Consider the following 24,265-nt stretch of genomic DNA (forward strand, 5'->3'; position numbering starts at 1 on the left):
TGCCTTCTCCTGTCATCCCAGTGCTTGACACTGGGATCTAGCAAGCTTTGCTTGCAAATAAGTCTAATACGCGTCGCGTTTTATGCCAAAACACAATTGGAGTTACATGCAAAATAGATCCCAGTGTCAGCTACTCGGATGACAAAAAAAGGAGCACTGGAATAACAGCAGTCCCTCATACCGCGATTCATTCGCGGTATCTCTAGATCCCGCTAACAAGCAGCGGGATGACGAGGTTTACGCTTATCGGATTGTTTCAACACGTCATACCGCGATTCATCCGCGGTATCTCTAGATCCCGCTAACAAGTAGCGGGATGACGATTGTCGTTTAGCCATAAATATTAAGAAATTTACCAAATGAAAAAAAAGGCAAAAGAAGCCCCGTGGTTATTATCCGCTTTAAAATATTGGCGTTTTTTATGTTTTAAACGCTTGACAAGCGAAATTCAGCTGCTTTTAATTGCAACTAACTTACGCTGCAAATGTTTAAGAAATTTACTAAGCAGAAAAAAAGACAAAGAATCCCCGAGTTAGCTAGTCTTTTACTATCTCTGTCGAGTATTGGCATTTTTTGATGTCTTGTAACGCTTTATAAGCGCGTTCAGCTTATTTAGATAAAAATCTAGATGTAGATGAAGTTTTGTAAAGACATACAGTATCTATATACTGCAAAAAATTGAACATAAGACGCCGATACATTAAGTAATCCTTACCTTTTAATCTGCAGATTGGCGAAAGCAAATACAATAGCTTCACTATCATGATAAGGGAGCTGGCGAGGCTTGTCAAGGAAGTTTTTCGTTTCATCCAATGCGCTGCCAAAAGCTATGTAAAAAGTCTAATGAGTTAACTCCCATATATCCTGAGTAATTCTTGTGCATTAGCTTTGATTAGGATAGGGCATTTTCTATCATTTAATAGGGAACGTAATATTTCAGTTGCACCCTTAACGTCGTTATTGTGTATCTTTACTATAGCGATGGCTTCTTGGCTTGAATAAGGGTATACTGTGCTTGATTCTAAATTATCAATTTTGTCTTTATTTATTTTTTCACCGTTGGAGTGAAGTAAGCTCATTACTTCTAAATATTGTGCTAACTCACGAAAAACATCAGGAGCATCTTTATCATCTGCCAAATCATTATAAATAGATGCTGTGTCTGTTGGCATTGAATCTGAGATATGATTGAATGCGCGTTCAAAATTTGCTAAATACTCCCAATTTGAATCTATTTCTTCTAGCAGCGGCTTATTATCTTTTTTTAAGAATAATACTTCGTAAAACTTGTCACCTGCAGTTATAGATTGTTTTGTGTTATCAATGTTGCGCAATAAGTATAATGTGATGCCAACTAACATTGGCGCGAGTGCAAGCAGAAAGATGTATTTTTTCATGGTAATATTCCAAATAGTTATATATTTATACATTAATGCTTTTGATTTGCAAAAACATATTGACATAGTGATTATATCACATAATAATATTCTCAAAGTTGTTTGAATAGTTGGAGATTAAAATATTTCTAAAGTAGAAATAAAGACAGCAGTATTAAGCTAAATTATTTTTTTGTCGGATTTATCCGATGTACCCTCAACCTTTTATAGGTTGAAGTCTAAATTTGAGAGTTTGATCCTGGCTCAGAATGAACGCTGGCGGCAGGCCTAACACATGCAAGTCGAACGGAGTTATATTGTAGCTTGCTATAGTATAACTTAGTGGCAGACGGGTGAGTAATGTATAGGAATCTACCTAGTAGTACGGAATAATTGTTGGAAACGGCAACTAATACCGTATACGCCCTACGGGGGAAAAATTTATTGCTATTAGATGAGCCTATATTAGATTAGCTAGTTGGTGGAGTAATAGCCTACCAAGGCAATGATCTATAGCTGATCTGAGAGGATGATCAGCCACACTGGAACTGAGATACGGTCCAGACTCCTACGGGAGGCAGCAGTGGGGAATATTGGACAATGGGCGAAAGCCTGATCCAGCCATGCCGCATGAGTGAAGAAGGCCTTTGGGTTGTAAAGCTCTTTTAGTGAGGAAGATAATGACGGTACTCACAGAAGAAGTCCTGGCTAACTCCGTGCCAGCAGCCGCGGTAATACGGAGAGGGCTAGCGTTATTCGGAATTATTGGGCGTAAAGGGCGCGTAGGCGGATTAGTAAGTTAAAAGTGAAATCCCAAGGCTCAACCTTGGAATTGCTTTTAAAACTGCTAATCTAGAGATTGAAAGAGGATAGAGGAATTCCTAGTGTAGAGGTGAAATTCGTAAATATTAGGAGGAACACCAGTGGCGAAGGCGTCTATCTGGTTCAAATCTGACGCTGAGGCGCGAAGGCGTGGGGAGCAAACAGGATTAGATACCCTGGTAGTCCACGCTGTAAACGATGAATGTTAAATATGGGAAGTTTTACTTTCTGTATTACAGCTAACGCGTTAAACATTCCGCCTGGGGACTACGGTCGCAAGATTAAAACTCAAAGGAATTGACGGGGACCCGCACAAGCGGTGGAGCATGTGGTTTAATTCGATGCAACGCGAAAAACCTTACCACTCCTTGACATGGAAATTATACCTATTCGAAGGGATAGGGTCGGTTCGGCCGGGTTTCACACAGGTGTTGCATGGCTGTCGTCAGCTCGTGTCGTGAGATGTTGGGTTAAGTCCCGCAACGAGCGCAACCCTCATCCTTAGTTACCATCAGGTAATGCTGGGGACTTTAAGGAAACTGCCAGTGATAAACTGGAGGAAGGTGGGGATGATGTCAAGTCATCATGGCCCTTATGGAGTGGGCTACACACGTGCTACAATGGTGGCTACAATGGGCTGCAAAGTCGCGAGGCTAAGCTAATCCCTTAAAAGCCATCTCAGTTCGGATTGTACTCTGCAACTCGAGTGCATGAAGTTGGAATCGCTAGTAATCGTGGATCAGCACGCCACGGTGAATACGTTCTCGGGTCTTGTACACACTGCCCGTCACGCCATGGGAATTGGTTTCACTCGAAGCTAACGACCTAACCGCAAGGAGGGAGTTATTTAAAGTGGGATCGGTGACTGGGGTGAAGTCGTAACAAGGTAGCAGTAGGGGAATCTGCAGCTGGATTACCTCCTTAGGCTTTGCACATAATTTACCATTTTTAATGATGGTGTTGTTATGTGCTATACTGCTGTCTTTACTTCTACTTTATTTTAATTTCCCGATAACGGATTTTATGAGTGATAGACCTCTTTCTCCACATTTACAAATATATAAAGTACAAGTTACTAGTTTTTTCTCTATTATGCATAGATTGACTGGTATCTTGCTATTCCTTTTATTAATGATACTTTCTTGGTATTTCATATTACATGTTTACTTTCCTGAGTTACTTATAGTAAGGTACTTAAATGCATTATTATTCACTCCTGTTGCTAAATTAGCTTATGTCTTATGTTTTATAAGTTTTGTATATCATTTTCTTAATGGTATTCGTCATTTATTGTGGGATGCTGGGCTTAATTTAGAAATTACTGGCGTTTCAAGGAGTGCTATACTGCTGACAGTAACGCTACTTCTTTCTACTATGGCTTTTTTATTTATGTTTATATGAGTCAGTCTGGAAATTCAGTACATCATTGGTGGGTTCAGCGTGTTTCTGCGGTAATTTTACTGTTCCTGTTTCCTTGGTTTATCTATTCATTTTCTTGCACATTTTATACTGATAGCTCTTTGTCTTTTAGTGAAAAATTTATTAATCACCCTCTAGAGCTTTTATTTTTTGTTGTATTGTTGTTTTGCATTTTTTGGCACGCAGTTCTTGGAATGCAGGTAGTATGCGAAGATTATATACACAGCGTACCTTTGAGGATTTTTACAATTACATGCATAAAGTACTTATCAAGCATTACTTATATAACCCTCGCTTTTACAATCTTTATCTTCTACAGGCATATTTTCTTGTAAAATCACCGGTGCTGTGTTAATATATTATTAGTGTACTAGTTTTATTATTGAACTATAGCATTATAGCGATTTTGGTTTGACAATATGTTTGAAGCATTAAAAAAGGGAGCAATAGATCTTACACTTAAAGCAAAAGGTCTGCTTACTTCACCTGAATCTCAAGTTTACGTCGAAGACCTTAGAAAGGTAATGATGTATGATGGAAGGAAATGCCAGTATCCAAAAAATTATGATCAAATTGTACAGTCTGCTAAAATCATAGAAAACAGGGATATGCATGGAAATGCTATACTAGATAAAGATAAAAATCCAACCTATAAACTTTTGTATGGTCAAAAAGATGAGAATGGAGAACAACCAAGTTTCAGATTATCTTTAGTTACCAAAGATAAAGATAATGATAGATCTTATTTTACTATCAATTACATAGACAATCAGGGTAAGCAAATTCCGATAAATGAGTTGCATAAGTCATATTTTGAGCCATTAGGCTTTTCGAGAATGGATTTGAAAAAACACGTGCCAATTTTTGAAGCTGAAAAAACTAAAGATCCTCAATATCCGTTTGAATTAACTAACTCTTCTGTGCTAACTAAAGAGGTAAAAAATAAAGAAGGTAAAGTTCAGGAAGTTGTTGATGAAAAAGGAAGAAATGGAGAATTATTATACACTAGTGATTACAAAAAGCTAAGTACCCATTTTTCAGAAATTAGAGATCAGAATGGTAATTTAGAGCTAGATAAAAGTCTTATATCTGTTCCTATCGTTTTTGCTACAAGCTTGGCTAAAGTTTGTACTAAATTGTTGACTTCTCTTCCTATAAAGTTAGGGGAGCATTTAATAAGCAAACAAAACCCAATTGCAAAGTCTTTTGGTTATCTTTTATTCACTCCTGCAGCGGCAGTAAAAAATTTAGTGGATATGGGAGCTACCATACTTAAGGCTCCAATTTTATTGTTTGTAGCAAATGAGAAAAAATATGGTGATGCTTACTTCACTATGTGGAAACACCAATTGAAAGGATGTTGGGAAGAAGCAAAAAGTGACTTTAATGTTATTAAGGGTGGAGAAAGGCTAAAGCCAGGGCAAAAGGATCATAAGCCACTTAGTATAGTGGGCACATGGGATGAGCTTAACGCTAGAAGGCCAAAGAAACAAGGGAATGATAAAGAAGTTAGCAAGAGTAATGAAATACTAAAGAGTCCTGAGGAAGAACAAAATAAGGGTAATGAAATATTAAGTGATAAAAGAAAAGGTCATGTTGAGGAATTACAAAATAGAAGAAATTCACAGCAAGGGCAAGGCGCTACACATGATCACTCTCATTAGCAATTACTTTAAATCAACATTTACTTTCTTTATTAACTATTCCACAACAAAAACTTGCATGTATTTTGCCCTCAGTATAAGATATTAATTATTTAATTAATATCTTAACTAAATGCGCCCTGTAATATTGTGTGGTGGTAGTGGTAGCAGACTTTGGCCTTTATCTAAGCCAAAGCAATTTCAGAAAATATTTAGTCAGAACACTATGTTTCACAACACTTTGTTGAGGCTGAAAAGCGATTATATGCCGCCCATAATTGCTACAAATATACAGTACGAGTCATTAGTGATGGAGGAATTGCATGCACTGCAAGAATATAAAGTGATTTTCGAACCAGTGAAAATTGGAACAGCAGCGGCAATATTAATTGCTGCGCTTCTCTGCAATGAAAACGAGACAATGTTAATTCTGCCTTCAGATCATTTCATAGGTGATTTGAATAGTTTTTATGCTTCTACTCAAAAAGCGTCTAAGTTAGCCTCTGAAACTAACTCTATAGTCACTTTTGGGGTTAAGCCTAATGAATTCAATTCTGAATACGGTTATATAAATGCAGTTTATGATCAGAAAGAAAAATATCATATAGTGAAAGATTTTACAGAAAAACCCGAGCGTAAGTTAAGTAACGATCATTATTGGAACTCTGGAATATTTGTGTTTAAAGCAAAACGCTACATAGATGAGATCAAAAAATCTGCCCTGAATCTTTACAATTCATGTTTTAAACATTTCACACCGCAAGAGAGATTTCTATATTTAAAACAACAAGATTTTGCAGGAATTAAAGACATATCCATTGATTATTTGGTGATGGAGAAAGCAAAAAACGTTGCAATGATAGAAGCTAATTTCGATTGGTTGGATGTTGGAACTTGGAATTCAGTTTTAGAATTGAGTGAGAAGTTTAGTAAAGAACCGGTGCCATTTCAGCATGTGATTAGAGAAAAAGAACCAGTTTCAACGACAGAAAGTAATAAAAATTTATTGGGTGGAGCTTGTAAGCAACCAAACAAAAGTCTAATTTCATTTATTCATAAAGTTAAGAAAGTAAAGGCGATAAGGAAAGAAGTTAAACCATGGGGATTTTGTAGTATAATTTTAATGAGCGAAAATTTTCTCATAAAATATCTTTTTATAAATCCATTAAGCTGCACTTCTAAGCAATTCCATCACTATAGAGATGAATACCATATGGTACTATCATGAGTTGGGTATGTTAGTTTAGACGACAAAGAATATGCTATAGTAAAAGACCATATGATAGAAATCCCAAGGGAAGTTTCCCATAGGATTGAAAATAGAAGCACAAGCTTTCCACTTGAAATAGTTGAATTTCAGATAGGAGAGCATTTATCTGATAATGATATAGTGAGGTTGGATGATGTATATGGAAGATTTTGAAATTCTAATGTTAAAGATACTCTATAAGTCTGCTAAATTTAAGGAAGCAAAAATCTCTAGTTTTCAAATAAAGAAAAGTCTACAATTATACGAAGTTTCAAAAATATAATGTCTAACCTCAAAATATTTTGTAATGTCCATTGCCTTTGAAATTACTATGGCTGCTTGCTATTTGCGAGCGAAAAATGCCAGATTTTGCTCTATAATGACTTTGTTCTCTATTATCGGCATTGCCCTTGGGGTTGCAACACTAATAGTGGTGATGTCTGTGATGAACGGATTCAGAGCAAAGTTGCTTGACTCAATACTTGGCATTGATGGCCATATTAACGTTTATTTTGATAGGAACATAAATTCAGATTACTACGCAGTTTCAAAATCTATTGAGAGAATTCCTGGTATATTAAAAGCTACTCCTATGACCAATGATCAAGTCATTATTGCAGCAAATGGTAAAATTGCAGGTAGCGTAGTGCGAGGTGTGTCAACTAAAGACTTGCTTGATAGTACTGCCGTTACAAATAATGTAATTATAGGTGATGTAAAAAAATTTGATGAAGGGATAATAATAGGAGCACGATTGGCAGAAGCTTTGAACATTGACTATGGCGACGAAATTACGTTTATATCATCTGAAGAATTTGATGCATTACTTGGTGAAATGCCACGAATGAAAAAATATAAAGTTATAGCAATATTTGATATGGGTATGTTTGAGTATGATAATACCTTGATATATATGCCTCTAAAATCAGCACAAGCCTTTTTTAATTATGAAAATAGCATAAAAAATATAGAAGTACTTGTAGACGACGTTACTAGAGCTGATAAGCTGGCAGATGCTATAGAAAAAGAAATAGGAATGGAAGCTGAAAGTTGGCAATCACAGCAAAGCCATTATTTTAGTGCTTTAAAAACTGAAAGAAATGTGATGTTTTTAATTCTTACTTTGATTATAGTTGTAGCAGCGTTTAATATTATCTCAAATTTAATGATGATAGTGCAAGAAAAGAAATCCGCGATTGCAATTATGCGTACATTTGGTGCAACAAGTGGAAGCATTATGCGCATATTTTGTGCTTGTGGTCTATTAATCGGTTTTACGGGAACTTGTCTTGGCTGTATTATAGGTGTCGTTTTTTCTCTCAATATCGAAAGCATTAGAGTGTTTTTAGAAAACATTACTAATGTCAAGCTGTTTGATCCTATGATATACTTTTTTTCAAGTTTGCCAGTAATATTAGTTCCTCAAGATGTAGTGAACATTTCTGCACTTGCATTATTCTTATCATTTTTAGCGACAATTGCTCCTGCATTACAGGCAGCTGCACAAGATCCTGCGGAGATATTACGTTATGAATGATACTCAGCAAAAGTACATAGGTTGGTTCTTAATTGTATTGTTATTTACCGGTTACATCACAATAAATAACATAATCTTTTTAAAAATAAATCAGCAAGAGAGTGAAAACAATGTGAAAGCTTTAACGGAAAACATGGATGAATTTAGAATGTTGCTTGAAGTTAATCAATCTAGAATAGAAAAAAAGATATTTGACCTCAAGAGAAGTCAGCATACTCAATGTGAGCAAGGTGATAATAACTCAAGATGTAAGAACCTTGCAAAATTGCTATTACTTGTGGTTAAAATGAAGAATTCGTTATTGCGAGAAGCAAAATTTGATAACCATATAAATTCAATAAAGCCTTTGATATCAGAGCTTGACGATCCAGAGATAGAAAATGCAGTAGATGAATTAGAAAATTTGAAAGAGATAAATACCTTACACGAATTGAAGTTATCTTTTGAAAAAACTATTGATACTATCGATTACAACAAAAGTACATTGTCTAAAAAAATCATTTCAAACTGGATAAAGGTAGACGACCGAAATGATCCATTAAGAGTAAAATTCGCAGAAATTGAGGAGTCAATAAATGATAATGATTGGCAAAATATAACTGTTACAGTAAGCAATTTAACGCATTCAGAATTCAAGCCATGGCTGAATAAATTGAATGGTTTTATTGTAGCTTCTAAGAATATTTCAACAATATATCATCACTTATTACAATATATCTCATGATTTATTTTATAATTTTCGCTTTTTCGTTTTTATTTGGTATATGGGTCAAGGTAAGTGGTGAAGTAATAAAATTGGAATTAGGCAATTACACTATAAGTATTGATCTATATTTCATTATTTTTACTTGTGTAGTTTTATTATTTTTATTAATTACACTTGTACGCTTTTTTTCCTCCATTTCATCAACATTTGCCAACATAAGAAATAGAAGAAGGGATAGGGAAGAATTGCTTCTCTTTGAAGCTTTCTTTAGCATAGACTTAGACAATATAGAGAATGCCCAAAAGCTAGTTAAAAGTCTGAGTGAGGAGAGCGATAGGTTGTCTTTAATAAAGCTCTTTAACTCAGGTAAGACGGGAAATTACAGCTTTTTCAGTAACGGTTTAACAAATATTGCAAATAAAAATCGTAACTTAGCTCTACTTCTAGCCAATAAGCTGATTGTCCACCTCAAACAAGAAAAAGTAGTCTTTCAAAAATTTATAGAATATTGCTCTAGTTCAATTAACGATAAAATGCTATCTATTCCCTTTCAAATAGAGCATTGCATATTGAAAGAAGATTGGATTAATGCAATTTTGAGGTTGAAGGAAGCAGTTAAGTCCAATATTTTTCTCCCCTTTGATCATAAAGAAATGTTTGCAGTGTTTTATTGCGCTTTAGCAAAGCAATATGAAAGTAAAGGAAATTTTAAGGAGGCTATAAAGTCTTTATTTAGAGCACAACGTTATAGTGCAATTTTTCAGCCCATCAATTATTTAAAGGCAGAATTATATATTAAACTTGGAAAAATCAGAAAAGCTTCTGCAGTGCTAGAGGCAGAGTATACAGTAAATCCTACTCCTCAGTCAGCTAAAATGTACATCAATTTAAATAGTAAAGGTGCTGAAAGACTATACAACTTACGCCCTGATTATTATTTTAGTTACTGTTTACTTGCTTTGTCCTCAATGAGTTCAGGTAAATATGATCTTGCAAGTCAATATTTAGACACTGCTATGAAAAAAGCTAATTACATGTCAATCTACTTTATTGTAATACAACTCAAGGTTACATTGCAAGAACACGACAAGGTAATTTATTGGCTAAACAAGATGGACTCAGAAGCTTTGCCTGATCCAGGCTGGAAATGTAAAAATTGTAACAGGGAACTAGAACAATGGGATCATAAGTGTTCAAGTTGTAATAGTTTTAATTGTGTTTATTATATATTATAAAATTCCACAAAGTGTAGAAATTACCATTAGGCTACTTTCACATTGATATTGCTGAAGTTAGAGCACTTTCTTAATATAATCCTTATCTCCAAACAATAAACCTGCAAGTTTCTTAGCTAGACTTGGTTTTAATGTCAAAAAAACTTGCTTTTAGACACTAACAGTTATATATTTTAATAAATCAGGGTTGTATACAAAATGAAGAGCTTAAAGGAATTATCCTTAAGAATTAAGAATATTAGGTCTGTACAGAAAACCACGAAAATAATGCAAATGGTTTCTGCAGCAAAGTTGTTACAAAGCCAAAAGAAGTTATTAAATTCAAAATTATATGTATCTAAGCTGCATAACATTATTTTTTCATTAATGCTATCAGTTGATCAAGAATTACTGGCAAAAATTCTAAATGTCAGTAACGACGGTTCTTACCTAGTATTCATTATTGCGTCTGATCGTGGCTTGTGCGGCAACTTTAACTCTTCTATTGTCAAATTTAGTCAAGAGCGTGTAAATAAGTCAATCGCAAATGGCAAAAAAGTAGATATTGTATTTCTTGGTAAAAAAGCTTTTGATGTAGGTAAAAATAGATTTGACTCTAAAAGTATCTTAAAAATTGAAAATAGTAAGGGAATCACGTTAAAGCACGTAGAAGCTTTGGTTGATGGTATAGATTTAAGTAAATACGATAAAGTTAAAGTTTTTTATAGTAAATTCTATAATACCTTCACGCAAAAACCAATGTTGGAAACAATAAAACCATGGAGTAAAGACTCATCCTTGATTGATAGCTCTCTGGCTGGTCCAACAACAGATTACGGCTATGAGTATGAACCACAAAATATTGAATTTATTTTAAAATCTTTAGTTCAAGATTACGTTGTAATTGCTCTTTACTCTGCTTTACTTGAAAGTGCAACGAGTGAGAATAGTGCTAGAATGGTTGCTATGGAATCAGCAAACAGAAACACTAAAGAGATACTGAACAAATTAGCATTGCTTTATAATCGTTCTCGTCAAGCAGCGATTACGACTGATTTAATTGAAGTTATAGGTGGTGCAGAATCTTTATAGAAATCTAAGGAATAGAAAATGAATATATTAAATATTGCAGCAGATATTACTAAACTAATAAAAAAGCAAAATCAAGATGCGGAAGTTACAATATATGAAACTAATAAGACTTCAGTTTCTCAGCGTCTATCAAAAATTGAGCAAATATCACAATCTAAAAATTGCACTGTAGGAATCAGAGCTATAGCAGGTAAAAACAAAGCTGCGTATATTTCTACAAACGATTTGAATAATCTGAGTGATACAGTAAGCCAAGTGGTAGAAATGGCAAAGAATGCGCCAGAAGATCCTTGCATTAATTTTGCTGTAAATGGTAGTAATTATATCTCTTCTGCAGATTTAAGTATCTCAGATAATAATGTTGTAACCGTTGATAACCTAAAAGAAATTGCTGAAGCTGCAGAAAATTCAGCCCTTGCACATAAGAGTATCACTAATTCTGAAGGAGCCTCTTCTTCATACGCTTTAGTGAATACAGTATTATCGACTGTTTCTGGTTTTATTGGCTCGTTTAGTAAATCAACCTTTGCTAATCAGGTCTCTGTTGTTGCTGGAAGAGAAAGTGAAATGAAGGTTGGTTACGATTATGATATAGCATGTAATTTTAGTGATTTAAAGTTGCCAGAGTTAATGGGAAAAGAAGCAGCAAAAAGAGCAGTTGATCAATTGAATTCACGTACAATGAAAACTGGTAAATTTCCAGTTATTTTTGAAAAAAGAGCAGCAAAAGGGCTAGTAAAAAGTTTTGCTTCTGCTATAAATGGGAGCAGTATTATAAGCAACAGTTCTTTCTTGAGGGGTAGTTTAAACGCTCAGATTTTCAACGATAGAATTAATATTATCGATGATCCATTGTTGCCAAGAGGCATAGCATCGAGACCATTTGATGGAGAAGGGATAACTAGCAAGAAAAATATATTTGTAAAAAACGGAATATTACAAAATTGGATTTTAGACTTATACTCGGCTAGAAAATTAGACTCAGAAACAACCGGAAGTGCAACTCGTGCAAGTAATGCTGCAGTTATTCCTGCAGCTAGTAACCTCTACATTGAGAATGGTGATGTATCGTTTGAAGAATTAATTCAGGAAGTGAAAGAGGGAATATATGTAACTGATTTATTTGGTTTTGGTGTCAATTTAATCAATGGCGATTACAGCCAAGGCGCTTCCGGATTTTTTATAGAAAATGGAAAAATAACGTATCCAATACATGAGATTACCATTGCTAGCAATTTGAAGGATATGTTTAGCAATTTAGTCGTTGCAGATGATCTAACTTTTTGTGGGCAATTTAATTCACCAACGATTAAAGTTAGCGAAATGACGGTTGCAGGTTCGCTTAACGATTAAAAAATTTATTTGCATCAAGTACAACAATTGTGTATTATTGTCATGTAATGTTAAGAATAGACTATGGAGTATAAAGGTTTAGTTTCAATAGCTAAGCTTAAAGCATTCTCAATCGTAATTTCAAAGTTTTTCATCACATTAGTAATGTTAGTTAATAATTTAGGAGTTGTTTAAATGGAATTTGGTAATGTAAAATGGTTTAATGCCGAAAAAGGCTATGGTTTCATCAAGCCAGAAGGTAAAGGGGGTGACGTTTTTGTACATATTAGCACATTGGAACGTTCGGGAATAAGACCTGAGGCACTTAAAGGAGAGAATAAAGAGAAGGGAATAAAAGGAGAAAGGGTGAGTTATGAGGTTAAAGAGGAGCGCGGTAGAAACGGAGAAGATAAAAAATCTGCAATAAATTTAAGATTGGAAGATTAATCTATTATGAAGTCTTTTAACAGGATTAACGTATTGTGAATAATTTTCATGAGATGGGTCTCCCAGCTTCGCTTAGACAAGCTCTAGATAAAAATAATCTTTTCGTCCCAACTCCGATTCAAATACAAGCGATTCCCTTAGCGCTACAAGGTAAAGATATTCTCGGATCTGCTCAAACGGGGACTGGAAAAACTTTAGCATTTGCTATTCCGTTGGTTGCTAAGTTGCTGAATGAGCCTAACACTGGTTCAGCTTTAGTCATCGTGCCAACCAGAGAGCTTGCGCATCAGGTAACAAATGAGATAAGAAAACTCTTATCTCAAAATTCTGCACTAAGGGTCGCTTTGTTGATTGGTGGTGAGCCTATTTTTAGGCAGCTAAATCAGCTTCAGAAAAAACCACAAATTGTAATAGGTACTCCTGGTCGTATTATAGACCATATTGAGCGTAAAACTTTGATTACTCGCAATGTTAGCGTTCTTGTGCTTGATGAAACGGATCGTATGTTTGATATGGGCTTTGGAGTTCAGATTGAAGAAATTATGAAGCATTTGCCTAAAATAAGGCAAACTCTTATGTTTTCTGCAACTCTTCCTGGAGATATAGTAAAACTTGCTGAGAAGTACCTTAATCGACCAGAACGTATTTCTGTTGATTGTGAGGTTACAACTTCTGTAAAAATTAAGCAAGAAATTGTTTATGCATCAGAATCAGAAAAATATGAAAAGCTTGTTACACAACTATGTCAGCGCGAAGGATCAATCATTATCTTTGTCAAAACAAAGCGAGGAGCGGATCAGCTAGCTAACAGATTGCACAAAGATGACTATAGCGCTTTAGCAATTCATGGTGATTTAAGGCAGCACAAGCGCGAAAGGGTCATTAATTCTTTTCGTCGTGGCCGTAATCAAATCATGGTTGCAACAGATGTTGCTTCTCGCGGCCTTGATATTCCCCACATTCAACATGTTATCAATTATGATGCACCACAATCGCAAGCTGACTATATTCATCGTATAGGTAGAACTGCACGCGCTGGAGCTGAAGGGTATGCGCTATCTTTTGTTACACCTCAAGATAAGAGAAGACTGCCTGCACTGGCAGACAAAGAAGGAGAGCTAAATTTTGATTGTAGTGTGCAATTTAAAAAACGTAACAGCAAAAAGGTCTTTAAAAGGCCAAGTACGTTAAAGACTAAATACGGTAGAAAAAAGATCAATGCATTTAAGAAGAAAAGCAGAGTACTAGAAAAAGCGTATTAAATAGGATTTACCTACAATTTGATAAGCGTAAAACTCGTCATTCCGCTACTCATTAGCGGAATCTATGCTGAGATATTGCGGTGCTATGACGTAGATCCAGAGTGGGATTCAAATTGGCTACAGCGAACTGCTGGATTTCAATTTTTTTAATAATTGTGTGCTATTCATTATATATGAGTTCCCACTTTTAAAGAGAATAGGAGATGATTTCCAAAAACTTAGAGGCAAGTTTGAATAGAGCACTATTCATTGCTTCTAATTTTAATCTTAAATATGCGAAAGTAGAACATTTATTGCTGGCGTTAACTAAAGACGTGGATGTAAATTACGTTTTATCAAGATGTAATATCAGAGCCGATGAAATCATCAGTATGGATAACATTCTATCAAGATGCAATATTAAGGCTAATGATTATAATAATAATATAAAAGGGTTTTTACAAAGCAGTTCTGAATTGATTATCAGTGGAGTTAAACCTAGCTCAATGTTTCAATGCATAATACACAGAGCAATAATACGGGCTCATAGCTTGGGGAAAAAAGAAATAAATGGAGCAAGTGTTCTAGTAGAAATTTTGTCTGGGCAAGATTTATACGTTGAAGATCTATTGCAGAAACAAAGTGCGAAAGATTCCAATTTGATTTACCACATATCTAACATGAAATACTCTAACGATATAGATGAATACACCACTAATCATAAAGTAAAACTTGATAAAAATAATGATGCTCCTACTACAGTAAATAAAGGTGAGCTACTAAAAGATGAGGAAATTCTACAAAGTTATTGTAAAAATTTAAATGACTATGCAAGAAGCAAAAAAATAGATTATGTTATTGGTCGTGATTATGAATTAAATCGCACTATAGAAATATTATTGAGGCGTAGAAAAAACAACCCTTTATATGTTGGAGATCCAGGTGTTGGCAAAACCACAATAGTTGAGGGTTTGGTACTCAAAATCATTGAAAACAGTGTTCCAAGTGCGCTCAGGTCCAGTATAATTTATGCTTTGGATTTAGGGTCACTCCTTGCAGGGACACGCTATAGAGGTGATTTTGAAGAGAGAATAAAATCTATAATAAAAGCGATTGAGGCAAAACCAGGTGCTATCCTTTTTATTGACGAAATACACACTATCATTGGAGCAGGTTCTACAAGTGGTAGCTTTCTTGATGCAGGTAACCTACTCAAACCTGCGCTTGCAAGAGGTACACTGCGTTGTATAGGTGCAACTACATATAGAGAATACAGCAATAGTTTTGAAAAAGATAAAGCATTAGCGAGGAGGTTTCAAAAAATTAATGTTAAGGAATCTTCTGTTAACGAAACGATAAAGATACTAGATGGTATAAAGCACTACTATGAAGGGTATCATGGAGTATATTATACAAAGAATGCCATTAGGTCTGCGGCTGAACTTTCGCATAAGTATATTACTGGGCGAATATTACCTGATAAAGCGGTTGATGTTATTGATGAGGCAGGGGCATATTGTAAATTGCTAAGAAACAGGGGTAAAATTGTAAATAGTAGAGATATTAAGAATACCATTACTAGAATTACAAATGTGCCTTGCGGATCTGAATCTGATGATTTGCAGAAAGTAAAGTCTTTAAAAGCTAATCTAGAGAAGGTGATTTTTGGCCAAGAGCAGGCAATAGAATCTCTTGTTAATTCTATTAAAATTGCTAAATCTGGGTTGAGAAATTACAATAAGCCTTTAGCAAATTATCTTTTTGCAGGGCCAACCGGTGTTGGTAAAACCGAGCTAGCAAAACAATTAGCAGAAAGCATGGGCATGAATCTTATACGCTTTGATATGTCCGAATATATTGAGTCTCATACGATATCAAGGATGATTGGTTCTCCTCCTGGATATGTAGGTTATGATCAGGGTGGATTACTCACAGAGTCTGTATCTAATAATCAATATAGTGTTGTGCTGCTTGACGAAATTGAAAAGGCTCATAGCGATATCTATAATATATTGCTACAAATTATGGATTATGGTTGCGTTACAGACACTTACGGACGTAAAGTTAACTTTTCCAATATAATCTTAATTATGACAACTAATGCAGGAGCAGCTGAACGCAGCAAAAGTTTTGTTGGCTTTGGGCATAAAAAATTTAACACTGGTGATAGTGAAAAAGCGATAGAACAGGTTTTTAGCCCTGAATTTCGTAATCGTCTTGATGCGATTATTTCTTTTTCTGACTTAAATGCGGATATAATTCTGCATATTGTAGATAAATTTATTCAGGAACTGAAAAAGCAGCTGACGCAAAAAGGCATAAACTGCTTGGTAGAGGATGAAGTGAAATCTTATCTTGTACAAATGGGTTATAGTAAGGAAATGGGAGCACGTCCGATAGAGAGACTTATTGAAAAAGAGATAAAAAGTTACTTAGCGGAAGAAATACTGAATCGTAAATTAATAAAAGGAAAGAAATTAAGAATCTATATGAATAAAGTAGAAAATAAAATTGCTTTTGATATAGTTTAAAATCCTTGTATTGAACTTCATCTTTGTTACAATCTATAACTTAAATTCAATTTGAATTATAGTGATAAGTGATAAAGTAAAACAAGTCCTAAGCTACTACGAAAGTGAAAACCCTGGGGTAAAAGCAAATCTTACTCGTATTCTCATGCATGGAAAGCTTGGCGGCACTGGCAAATTAGTAATTCTCCCTGTAGACCAAGGGTTTGAACACGGGCCAATAAAAAGTTTTGAAGTTAACCCTGATGCTTATGACCCACATTATCATTTTCAGCTTGCAGTTGATTCGGGAGTAAGTGCATATGCTGCTCCACTTGGTATGATTGAAGCTGGTGCTTCAACTTATGCTGGAATGCTCCCACTTATTTTGAAACTTAATAGTTCCAACTCCTTACATTCGAAGAATCTGACTTCTGATCAAGCAATAACCTCTTCTGTGAAAGATGCACTGCGTTTGGGCTGCTTGGCTGTTGGATTTACTATATATCCTGGTTCTGCTAAGTGTTTCGATATGATGGAAGAAGCCCGTGAAATCGTAGCTGAAGCTAAATCTTATGGGCTTGCAGTAGTGTTATGGTCTTATCCACGCGGTGAAGGAATTTCCAAAGAAGGTGAAACAGCGGTTGATGTTATTGCCTATGCTGCACACATGGCAGCTTTGCTTGGCGCTAATATAATAAAAGTAAAACTTCCAACTAAATATTTGGAAAGGGAGAAAATAGAAACAGAAAATATTGAATCATTACCTAAAAGAATTGAATATGTTAAAAGATCTTGTTTTGCAGGAAAAAGAATAGTAGTTTTTTCTGGTGGCGAGTCGAAATCAGTGAATGACATATGCAATGAAGCGAAAGAAATTAAGCAGGGTGGTGGTAATGGTTCAATCATTGGACGTAACACTTTCCAACGCAAAAGGGAGGAAGCTTTATCTATGCTAAAAGATATAATGGATATCTACACATAAAAAACGGCTGGGTGGCAGAATGGCTTATGCAGAGGACTGCAAATCCTTTTATACCGGTTCAATTCCGGTCCCGGCCTCTTTCATTTTCTATATCTTGTAAAAGTTGCTCAATTCAACAGTAGCTTTAAGTGTGTAACCTATAGAGAAAATTATTCATAAGTAAAATCAATTTCTTTTCAAGTTATGGTTATACTCTTATAGCGTTTCATGGTAAAAAATAAACTAAAAATAAGCAAAGTGTTTTACAAAATGATATTACGTGATTTATTGTTTTTACTGCCGCCCGAAGTTGCTCACTCTTTGGCAATTATGGCATTAAAGAAAATACCTTATAAGAATCCTATAGAGCTACCAGAATCTTTGAGTGTGAATTTTTTTGGTAATAAGCTCAGAAGCCCCGTGGGTCTGGCTGCAGGTTTTGACAAGAATGCAGAAGTTATAAGGCCTATGCTTTCATTTGGTTTTGGATTTATTGAAACTGGTACTGTAACTCGTAATCCACAATATGGAAACAAAAAACCAAGAATTTTTCGGTTAATTAAAGATCAAGGGGTAATTAACAGATTGGGATTTAACAATAAAGGAATAGACTACTTTCTTAAACAAATAGATAAAACCAAGCTTGATGATTGCATTTTTGGCATCAACATAGGAAAAAACAGTACATCAAAGGACCAAATCAGCGATTATGTTGACTTAATAAAGATAGTATATGGAAAAAGCAATTATATAGTGCTGAACATCTCATCCCCAAACACGCCTAATTTACGCAATCTGCACAATAAGCAAGAATTATCGGAATTGTTGAAATCCGTAACTCTAACCCGGAAATCAATTGATAATTCTAAATCCATACCAATAATATTAAAAATCTCACCAGATATAGATCAGCAAACGAAAGAAAATATCGCTGAGCTTGCGTTGGAATATAAGATTGACGGATTAACAGTGAGCAACACTACGATCAGTCGGAATAACTTACATTCCCACCACAACGAGAGTGGTGGGTTGAGTGGCAAACCGCTGTTTAAACTTTCAACCGAGTTATTGAGCGATATGTACAAACTTACTAAGGGCAAAATATTGTTGGTAGGATGCGGAGGAATCTCAAGTGGTGCTGATGCATATAAAAAAATAAAGGCAGGAGCTTCTTTGGTGCAGTTGTACACTGCTCTCATATACCACGGACCTCAAGTTGTAAACAAAATTAATCTAGAACTTGCAGAACTAATAAGGAGAGATGGATTTAGTAACATTAGTGAGGTGGTGGGTTGTATACATTAAGCATCTTCTCTGTCACCTAAGTAGCCGACACTGGAATAACATCGATGAATCATTATTCAAATAATGGTTATGCAAGAAGTCTATTAAACTGTATATTTTGGAAGTTGTTGGTATTATTTTAATAAAACAAAACTAATTCTTTGGTATAAAGGTGTGGTAGGAAGTGTTATTCTTTTAAATAATGGGTATGAAGAGTTTGAATGATGCAATATCTAAGATCATTGATTATAAATTTACAAATTATGCAATATTAGAAGAGGCACTAACTCACCCAAGCGTAAATAAAAGGAATAGCAAAAACCAGATTGTAAGCTACGAAAGACTAGAGTTTTTGGGCGATAGTGTTTTGAATATGGTTGTATCTGCCACACTGTTTAAACTATTTCCTGAAGAAAAAGAAGGAGCATTGGCAAAAAGAAAGACGGATTTAGTTTGTGGCAACACCATTGCTAATGTTGCTAAAGAAATAAAATTAGGCAGCTTTATCATCATGAATAATAGTGAACGCTGCAATGGAGGGAGATGTAACTTAAAAAATTTAGAAAACTCGCTTGAAGCACTAATAGGTGCAATTTATATTGATGGCGGGCTTGAAAATGTTGAAAAATTTATTATCCAATATTGGGAAAAGCTAGCTAAAGGCATGCTTGACCCCCCTCAAGATCCTAAAACCTCACTGCAAGAGTGGACTCAGAAAAACAAATTGCCTTTACCAGAGTATGAGCTTGTAAAACAAACTGGACCAGCGCACAATCCTGAATTTACTATATCAGTTTGCATAGAAGATTATGGTAAAGTTTCTGCATGCGCTTCTAGTAAAAAGATTGCTGAACAAAAAGCTGCTGAGTTGATGCTAGAAAAAATTGGAAAAGACGCTTCAGTTTAGGCAAAATAGGCATTAATGTAAATTTTAAGGAAGCTAATAGCGTTTAGGGTAAATGGTCAATTTAAGGAGAAGCATAGTATTATTCATAAAAAAGTTGATCTACCAAAAATCAAGCCTTATGTAGTGGAATATCAATGGCTGTTGTCGGAGATGCGGAAAAAAAGAAGTAGCAAGTTACCAAAAGGTGTTATGCCAGATACATTTGGTCCAAGAGTTGTTTTGTGAAGTTGACAGAGTCAAGGAGAATGAAAGTTTTAAAAAATAGCATATTTTTTAATTATAAAAATTTGATATTAACTGTTGTTGGTTGATTGAGTAAAAACCAGTGAATGGTCACGTTAAAACATATTTTTAAATTTCTGCCAAAATCCTGGTTTATTATCATTAACCTTTGTAAATGTTATATTTAAACTGTATTTCGGATCATTTGGCACGTCGTATTTTATGCTAAATGTTGAAACTTTATCGTTATTGTAAATATGTACATCATCATATGATAGCTTTGTTGTGTAACACTTTACATACTTTTGCTTATCATGCACTAAATCACCTGACTCCCTTTCTAGTTCCACAAATTTCGTTTTTTTCTGACATTCCTTCATTTTTATTAAATCCTTATCTAGTGATATTGAAACTGGCAACGTATTTCCAGCATATTCTTTAGCTAAAAGTTCACTTTGAGGATACATTTTTATTTCCCTGCCAAAATGTGAGTCTATGAAATTATTACTCCAAAATTTATCGCCAGAATGCACGTACTCATCAGTAGCATACGGCACCCCACCATAATTGCATTGAACTTTGTAATCTCCAACACCGTTGTTTTGAAAAAAATCATGAATAGCAGTGTAGCTACCGGCAGCATCATTTATATAATCCATTACTTTATTCCTTAAATTTTTAGTTCATTATATCATAATCATTATGCCAATCAATCAAAAAAGCTCTCCCTTGCTGTTTTTAAAACTGATTTTGAGCAAGCGCTCTCGATTAGTTGGGAGCGTATTTGTAAGATTGTGACATTCGTGCCTCCCAGTTTTTCACATACTGCTGAATCAATTCAGGATAATCTGTAATAATTAATAAATTTTCAGCATTTCCTTTTTTAGCTGTCTTACTAAGGTTAAATGACCCTGTGATGACTTTTTGATTGTCAACAATCATTATCTTATTATGAGCAATCTTTGGCTTATCATCGATCCAAATTGGTACTCCACCTGAAAATAATTCATTTATAACACTATATTTTGAGTAGAGTTGCGATTTATCTAAGATGACTTTAACATCAACACCGCGTTCTTTAGCATTAATCAAAGATTTTGCAACTGTTCCAAGAGTAAATGTATATTCTTGAACTAAGATAGATTTTTTAGACTGATCTATTACGTTGATTATCGGTACAGCACAATCTTCTCCAGGTGAAAAGCAAACCGTAGCTTTTGGGCAGGGCGAAAATATAAAACCCGCATAGTAATACAGAGAAAAACACATTAACAAGAATAAAAAGTGAAAAAGCCTCACAACAACCCACCCCCGGATATACGGCGATAGGCTACATTATAATTTAATCACCTGTCAATAGACTTCTTGCATAGTTTTTGGCAACAACCGTTAGAAACGAAAAAACTTACTTGACAAACTCCGCCAGCCCCCTTATCATGAAACTGAAGGTATTCAGTTATCTTCATCTGTGCAGATTAAACAGCAAGAAAACAACGTAGTTGGCGTCTTATTTTTAATTTTTTGCACTATGTGCACCTTATGTCTTCACAATATTTCTAGGTTTTTACCTACACAAGCTGAAACGCGCTTATAAGTCGTTTAAGACAGTATAGTACGCCAATTTGCAGGATTAGGGAGTGACAACTAGCTAACACGGGGTTTCTTTTGCCTTTTTTTCTGCTTAGTAAATTTCTTAAACATTTAAACTAAGGTGAGTTGCATTTAAAAGCAGCTAAATTGCAGTGTTTAAGACTTAAAAAACGCCAATGTTCTAAAATAGATATTAGCTGGGGCTTCTTTTGCCTTTTTTTTCGCTTGGTAAATTTCTTAATGTTTATAGCTAACATGAAGCTAAGTACGAACTTTGTTAAATACAACAAATGGTGTCATCCCAGTGCTCCTTTTTTTGTCATCCGAGTAGCTGACACTGGGATCTATTTTGCATGTAACTCCAATTGTGTTTTGGCATAAAACGCGACGCGTATTAGACTTATTTGCAAGCAAAGCTTGCTAGATCCAAGTAGTCAGGGCACTGGGATGACATCATAGGGACACTGGGATGACACCCTGACAATCGTCATCCCGCTACTTGTTAGCGGATGAGATACCGCGGCGGTATGACGGTTCGTGGCGGTATAATGAAGCTTGAAAGCGGATCACCTTTCACGACCCGTGTTTACTTCATTCACTTTAGGAGTATTAACAGGCGTTATTGCCGAGTTCTCAAGCTTTGTTGCCTGCTTCAAACCCTCGCTTACACTTTTGTCCTTTAAAATTTCATCAAGCTGCTTACTCTTTTGTTGCTCTTCGTTATTTGACGTATCTCTTTGAGCATCTTCTTTCATGCCACGAGCATTCTCTACATCCTTTTCACCTTCACCTAAAAATTTTTCTAATATTTTCTTAACAAAGCGCTTCAGAAGACTCAAAAACCCTTCTTCTTTTTGATTTTCTTGTGGTTGAGGCGTGTTATCTTTTTTGTCCGGCTCAGTGTTGAGCTTCTCTTTTACAGAACTCTTGCTCACTGAGGGATTAACGGTTTGTGAATCGTGCTCTGATGCTGTTTGCACAGAAGCTTCAGTAGTCTTTTTTTGTGTATTATGTTCAAGGTCTTTAACTGCTGTTGTAGTTTTTCTCGGAGTGTCTTGGAATTTTTTGTCACTTTTTGGCTCTGCAACTTTTTCACTTGTGAAGATGCCCTTCCCTTTATATTGTTGGTCAAGCTCAGCAATTCTTTCAAAATCTTGACGTACTTTTTCATCTGCACGTCCTTTTTGACTTTCAAATTTCTGACTCAATTCTGCAACGTTTTTCATTTTGTTCTCAAGCTCCTTACTTTTCACAGCTTTTAGAGCCTCTGTTCCTTTTGCGATATAATTAACCTTCTTTTCTAATGAGGTACCTTCTGGAAAAGCACCTGGAGAACGTTCAAAAACATCTTTAAACTTTTTTTCAACACTTTCTTTAGATGTCTGGGCCATACCTGTTACCTATTAAAACATATCATATAACCAGTATGTTAGCTAATTATATAAAAAACAGTTAACATAACTTGTGGTAGAGCGTCCTATTTATATTTTTTTTATTAAAATGTTATTTACTTATTAATTTAAAATATATAACAATATAGAAATGAAAAACAGCCCATTAGCAGTAGTATTCGATTGGGATAATACCTTAGTTGACACTCAAGATAACATTTTTAATGCTATTAAGCATACCATAAACTCAATGGGGTATAGTAATAAAGCTGCTGATAGAAATTCCCATGAGTCGAGAAAGAGCTATATGGTCAATTTATTTGGCGATCAGTGGAAAAAAGCGAATCAGATATATCAACAATATTTAGATGATGCGCTATTGCAAAACATTGCTTTGAATCAAGGAGTAGAGAAAATGTTGCAGACACTGAAAAGCCACAATATTTATCTAGCAATAGTAAGTAATAAGAAAAATACTAATTTACGTAAAGAAGTTGCCTATTTTACTAGATTCCTACTTTGAAAGAGTGGTTGGGTCATGCGATACTGCAGAAGATAAACCATCTGCAACCCCACTGCTATTTGCATTAGAAGAGAGTACGTTGCCTATAAATAGAGAAAATGTGTTTTTCGTTGGTGATAGCATCACAGATGTTCTGTGTGCACAAAATGCCAATTGTTTACCTATTATATACGGTCAATCAATAAGCGGTTATGAAGATTTGTTATGTTTTCAACATTTTGATAAACTTACAGATTTTGTAATAAAGTATTTAGAAGATAGGTAATGACCGCTGTTACAGAGATTGCCAGTATAACAAGACGCTTTTGCGCATATTTGATAGATAGAGCAATTTTATTAATTCCAAACTTATTAATCAGACTATTGTTAAAGAATTTTCCGTTAATTTCATCTATGTGTATAGATTGCAGTTACTTCACATATTTTATATCTTCAAAAGCCCAAGCAACTCCTGGTCAGCAATTAATGAACATACATACCATAAGCTTGGACGGTTCTAAAATAGATTTGAGTTTAGCATTTGATAGAAGCATTTCTCAGTTTTTTCTTTCTCTATTATATAACATAATAGTTATCCTTATCGAGCTTTTCCAAGAACAGGACGTGTTAATAAACGCTTTCGATATATTAATAGTGCTACTCACTATATTAACGGTGCTGCTCACTCTCTGCTGGTATCTAGTTGCTTGCTTCTCTAAGAAAAAACAGACATACCACGACATGCTATTTAATACGGTTGTTATCAAAGGAACTATTAAATGAGTTGCTATAACTATCGTTATCATATAAATTATGCTGA

The 24,265-nt window shown here is 34.9% G+C and carries 22 protein-coding genes, 1 tRNA gene, 1 rRNA gene and 1 pseudogene; 20 read left to right on the forward strand and 5 right to left on the reverse strand.

The features are described 5' to 3' along the window. Positions 1-848 precede the first annotated feature (848 nt). Positions 849-1,463 carry a hypothetical protein gene (locus tag AAGD50_RS01000; RefSeq protein ID WP_264707467.1) on the reverse strand — a complete coding sequence of 205 codons (615 nt, stop codon included), beginning with the start codon at positions 1,461-1,463 and terminating at the stop codon, positions 849-851. A gap of 154 nt (positions 1,464-1,617) precedes the next feature. Here AAGD50_RS01000 and AAGD50_RS01005 point away from each other — a divergent pair. The 18 genes from AAGD50_RS01005 (at position 1,618) to rnc (ending at position 19,740) form a co-directional block, all read left to right on the forward strand. Beyond that, positions 1,618-3,122 (forward strand): 16S ribosomal RNA (locus AAGD50_RS01005). A 99-nt stretch (positions 3,123-3,221) separates the two neighbouring features. Continuing rightward, entirely contained in the window at positions 3,222-3,599 is a 378-nt protein-coding gene (gene sdhC / locus AAGD50_RS01010) for a succinate dehydrogenase, cytochrome b556 subunit (RefSeq protein ID WP_007548462.1), read from the forward strand. Further along, positions 3,596-3,952 (forward strand): succinate dehydrogenase, hydrophobic membrane anchor protein, encoded by a 357-nt coding sequence (gene sdhD, locus AAGD50_RS01015; RefSeq protein ID WP_010963113.1) that lies wholly within the window; start codon positions 3,596-3,598, stop codon positions 3,950-3,952. The genes sdhC and sdhD overlap by 4 nt, the downstream gene beginning before the upstream one ends. An 84-nt stretch (positions 3,953-4,036) precedes the next feature. Beyond that, the gene (locus AAGD50_RS01020; protein WP_155969125.1) at positions 4,037-5,281 is read left to right on the forward strand and encodes a hypothetical protein; all 1,245 of its coding nucleotides are present in this window, start codon (positions 4,037-4,039) and stop codon (positions 5,279-5,281) included. Positions 5,282-5,393: 112 nt separating this feature from the next. Beyond that, the gene (locus AAGD50_RS01025; RefSeq protein WP_264723811.1) at positions 5,394-6,488 is read left to right on the forward strand and encodes a mannose-1-phosphate guanylyltransferase; all 1,095 of its coding nucleotides are present in this window, start codon (positions 5,394-5,396) and stop codon (positions 6,486-6,488) included. Positions 6,489-6,539: 51 nt separating this feature from the next. Next, positions 6,540-6,683 (forward strand): hypothetical protein, encoded by a 144-nt coding sequence (locus AAGD50_RS01030; RefSeq protein ID WP_264723810.1) that lies wholly within the window; start codon positions 6,540-6,542, stop codon positions 6,681-6,683. Between the two features lie 133 nt (positions 6,684-6,816). Continuing rightward, on the forward strand, positions 6,817-8,046 hold the full coding sequence (locus AAGD50_RS01035) for a lipoprotein-releasing ABC transporter permease subunit (protein WP_155969129.1): 1,230 nt from the start codon (positions 6,817-6,819) through the stop codon (positions 8,044-8,046). Continuing rightward, positions 8,039-8,770, forward strand: a complete 732-nt coding sequence (locus tag AAGD50_RS01040; RefSeq protein WP_038250643.1) for a hypothetical protein — start codon at positions 8,039-8,041, stop codon at positions 8,768-8,770. The genes AAGD50_RS01035 and AAGD50_RS01040 overlap by 8 nt, the downstream gene beginning before the upstream one ends. After that, positions 8,767-9,987 (forward strand): heme biosynthesis protein HemY, encoded by a 1,221-nt coding sequence (locus AAGD50_RS01045; protein WP_155969131.1) that lies wholly within the window; start codon positions 8,767-8,769, stop codon positions 9,985-9,987. Before AAGD50_RS01040 ends, AAGD50_RS01045 begins: the two co-directional genes overlap by 4 nt. Before the next feature lie 198 nt (positions 9,988-10,185). Next, positions 10,186-11,058: an ATP synthase F1 subunit gamma gene (gene atpG, locus AAGD50_RS01050; protein ID WP_010081973.1), complete on the forward strand. Its 873-nt coding sequence runs from the start codon at positions 10,186-10,188 to the stop codon at positions 11,056-11,058. 18 nt (positions 11,059-11,076) lie between these two features. Beyond that, positions 11,077-12,411 carry a TldD/PmbA family protein gene (locus AAGD50_RS01055; protein WP_010081974.1) on the forward strand — a complete coding sequence of 445 codons (1,335 nt, stop codon included), beginning with the start codon at positions 11,077-11,079 and terminating at the stop codon, positions 12,409-12,411. A gap of 174 nt (positions 12,412-12,585) precedes the next feature. Continuing rightward, positions 12,586-12,837: a cold-shock protein gene (locus AAGD50_RS01060; RefSeq protein WP_006279919.1), complete on the forward strand. Its 252-nt coding sequence runs from the start codon at positions 12,586-12,588 to the stop codon at positions 12,835-12,837. Positions 12,838-12,890: 53 nt separating this feature from the next. Then, positions 12,891-14,099 carry a DEAD/DEAH box helicase gene (locus tag AAGD50_RS01065; RefSeq protein WP_174515734.1) on the forward strand — a complete coding sequence of 403 codons (1,209 nt, stop codon included), beginning with the start codon at positions 12,891-12,893 and terminating at the stop codon, positions 14,097-14,099. A gap of 203 nt (positions 14,100-14,302) precedes the next feature. Beyond that, on the forward strand, positions 14,303-16,609 hold the full coding sequence (locus tag AAGD50_RS01070; protein ID WP_155969133.1) for an AAA family ATPase: 2,307 nt from the start codon (positions 14,303-14,305) through the stop codon (positions 16,607-16,609). Between the two features lie 64 nt (positions 16,610-16,673). Next, complete coding sequence (locus tag AAGD50_RS01075; RefSeq protein WP_264724270.1) at positions 16,674-17,570, forward strand: class I fructose-bisphosphate aldolase; 897 nt, start codon at positions 16,674-16,676, stop codon at positions 17,568-17,570. 5 nt (positions 17,571-17,575) lie between these two features. Then, a tRNA-Cys gene (locus tag AAGD50_RS01080) sits at positions 17,576-17,647 on the forward strand. 130 nt (positions 17,648-17,777) lie between these two features. Then, the gene (locus tag AAGD50_RS01085) at positions 17,778-18,854 is read left to right on the forward strand and encodes a quinone-dependent dihydroorotate dehydrogenase (protein WP_151807528.1); all 1,077 of its coding nucleotides are present in this window, start codon (positions 17,778-17,780) and stop codon (positions 18,852-18,854) included. A gap of 187 nt (positions 18,855-19,041) precedes the next feature. Next, entirely contained in the window at positions 19,042-19,740 is a 699-nt protein-coding gene (gene rnc / locus AAGD50_RS01090; RefSeq protein ID WP_006279914.1) for a ribonuclease III, read from the forward strand. A 338-nt stretch (positions 19,741-20,078) separates the two neighbouring features. Here the strand turns inward: rnc and AAGD50_RS01100 are convergent, their stop codons facing one another. The 4 genes from AAGD50_RS01100 to AAGD50_RS01115 all read right to left on the reverse strand — a co-directional run bounded on the left by AAGD50_RS01100 (position 20,079) and on the right by AAGD50_RS01115 (position 22,943). Next, a complete protein-coding gene (locus tag AAGD50_RS01100) occupies positions 20,079-20,621 on the reverse strand; it encodes a hypothetical protein (RefSeq protein ID WP_006279913.1) in 543 nt (180 codons plus the stop codon). A gap of 109 nt (positions 20,622-20,730) precedes the next feature. After that, a complete protein-coding gene (locus AAGD50_RS01105) occupies positions 20,731-21,261 on the reverse strand; it encodes a phospholipase D family protein (RefSeq protein ID WP_015589462.1) in 531 nt (176 codons plus the stop codon). 552 nt (positions 21,262-21,813) lie between these two features. Continuing rightward, the gene (locus AAGD50_RS01110; RefSeq protein WP_010963126.1) at positions 21,814-21,966 is read right to left on the reverse strand and encodes a hypothetical protein; all 153 of its coding nucleotides are present in this window, start codon (positions 21,964-21,966) and stop codon (positions 21,814-21,816) included. A gap of 152 nt (positions 21,967-22,118) precedes the next feature. Continuing rightward, positions 22,119-22,943: a hypothetical protein gene (locus AAGD50_RS01115; protein WP_264723808.1), complete on the reverse strand. Its 825-nt coding sequence runs from the start codon at positions 22,941-22,943 to the stop codon at positions 22,119-22,121. A 151-nt stretch (positions 22,944-23,094) separates the two neighbouring features. On the opposite strand from AAGD50_RS01115, the pseudogene AAGD50_RS01120 reads away from it, so the two are divergent. Next, a pseudogene (locus AAGD50_RS01120) lies at positions 23,095-23,731 on the forward strand (HAD family hydrolase). Beyond that, positions 23,731-24,228: an RDD family protein gene (locus AAGD50_RS01125; protein WP_265024536.1), complete on the forward strand. Its 498-nt coding sequence runs from the start codon at positions 23,731-23,733 to the stop codon at positions 24,226-24,228. Before AAGD50_RS01120 ends, AAGD50_RS01125 begins: the two are co-directional and overlap by 1 nt. Positions 24,229-24,265: the final 37 nt, after the last annotated feature.

It is taken from the genome of Wolbachia endosymbiont (group A) of Apotomis capreana, from assembly GCF_964027025.1.
Taxonomy (GTDB): Bacteria; Pseudomonadota; Alphaproteobacteria; order Rickettsiales; family Anaplasmataceae; genus Wolbachia; species Wolbachia pipientis.

What these genes read in the sequence shown, in the direction of transcription:
- AAGD50_RS01000 (WP_264707467.1), bottom strand. Translation starts at nt 1,463, where the DNA reads ATGTCAATATGTTTTTGCAAATCAAAAGCATTAATGTATAAATATATA.
- sdhC (WP_007548462.1), top strand. Translation starts at nt 3,222, where the DNA reads ATGAGTGATAGACCTCTTTCTCCACATTTACAAATATATAAAGTACAA.
- sdhD (WP_010963113.1), top strand. Translation starts at nt 3,596, where the DNA reads ATGAGTCAGTCTGGAAATTCAGTACATCATTGGTGGGTTCAGCGTGTT.
- AAGD50_RS01020 (WP_155969125.1), top strand. Translation starts at nt 4,037, where the DNA reads ATGTTTGAAGCATTAAAAAAGGGAGCAATAGATCTTACACTTAAAGCA.
- AAGD50_RS01025 (WP_264723811.1), top strand. Translation starts at nt 5,394, where the DNA reads ATGCGCCCTGTAATATTGTGTGGTGGTAGTGGTAGCAGACTTTGGCCT.
- AAGD50_RS01030 (WP_264723810.1), top strand. Translation starts at nt 6,540, where the DNA reads ATGATAGAAATCCCAAGGGAAGTTTCCCATAGGATTGAAAATAGAAGC.
- AAGD50_RS01035 (WP_155969129.1), top strand. Translation starts at nt 6,817, where the DNA reads ATGTCCATTGCCTTTGAAATTACTATGGCTGCTTGCTATTTGCGAGCG.
- AAGD50_RS01040 (WP_038250643.1), top strand. Translation starts at nt 8,039, where the DNA reads ATGAATGATACTCAGCAAAAGTACATAGGTTGGTTCTTAATTGTATTG.
- AAGD50_RS01045 (WP_155969131.1), top strand. Translation starts at nt 8,767, where the DNA reads ATGATTTATTTTATAATTTTCGCTTTTTCGTTTTTATTTGGTATATGG.
- atpG (WP_010081973.1), top strand. Translation starts at nt 10,186, where the DNA reads ATGAAGAGCTTAAAGGAATTATCCTTAAGAATTAAGAATATTAGGTCT.
- AAGD50_RS01055 (WP_010081974.1), top strand. Translation starts at nt 11,077, where the DNA reads ATGAATATATTAAATATTGCAGCAGATATTACTAAACTAATAAAAAAG.
- AAGD50_RS01060 (WP_006279919.1), top strand. Translation starts at nt 12,586, where the DNA reads ATGGAATTTGGTAATGTAAAATGGTTTAATGCCGAAAAAGGCTATGGT.
- AAGD50_RS01065 (WP_174515734.1), top strand. Translation starts at nt 12,891, where the DNA reads ATGGGTCTCCCAGCTTCGCTTAGACAAGCTCTAGATAAAAATAATCTT.
- AAGD50_RS01070 (WP_155969133.1), top strand. Translation starts at nt 14,303, where the DNA reads ATGATTTCCAAAAACTTAGAGGCAAGTTTGAATAGAGCACTATTCATT.
- AAGD50_RS01085 (WP_151807528.1), top strand. Translation starts at nt 17,778, where the DNA reads ATGGTAAAAAATAAACTAAAAATAAGCAAAGTGTTTTACAAAATGATA.
- rnc (WP_006279914.1), top strand. Translation starts at nt 19,042, where the DNA reads ATGAAGAGTTTGAATGATGCAATATCTAAGATCATTGATTATAAATTT.
- AAGD50_RS01100 (WP_006279913.1), bottom strand. Translation starts at nt 20,621, where the DNA reads ATGGATTATATAAATGATGCTGCCGGTAGCTACACTGCTATTCATGAT.
- AAGD50_RS01115 (WP_264723808.1), bottom strand. Translation starts at nt 22,943, where the DNA reads ATGGCCCAGACATCTAAAGAAAGTGTTGAAAAAAAGTTTAAAGATGTT.
- AAGD50_RS01125 (WP_265024536.1), top strand. Translation starts at nt 23,731, where the DNA reads ATGACCGCTGTTACAGAGATTGCCAGTATAACAAGACGCTTTTGCGCA.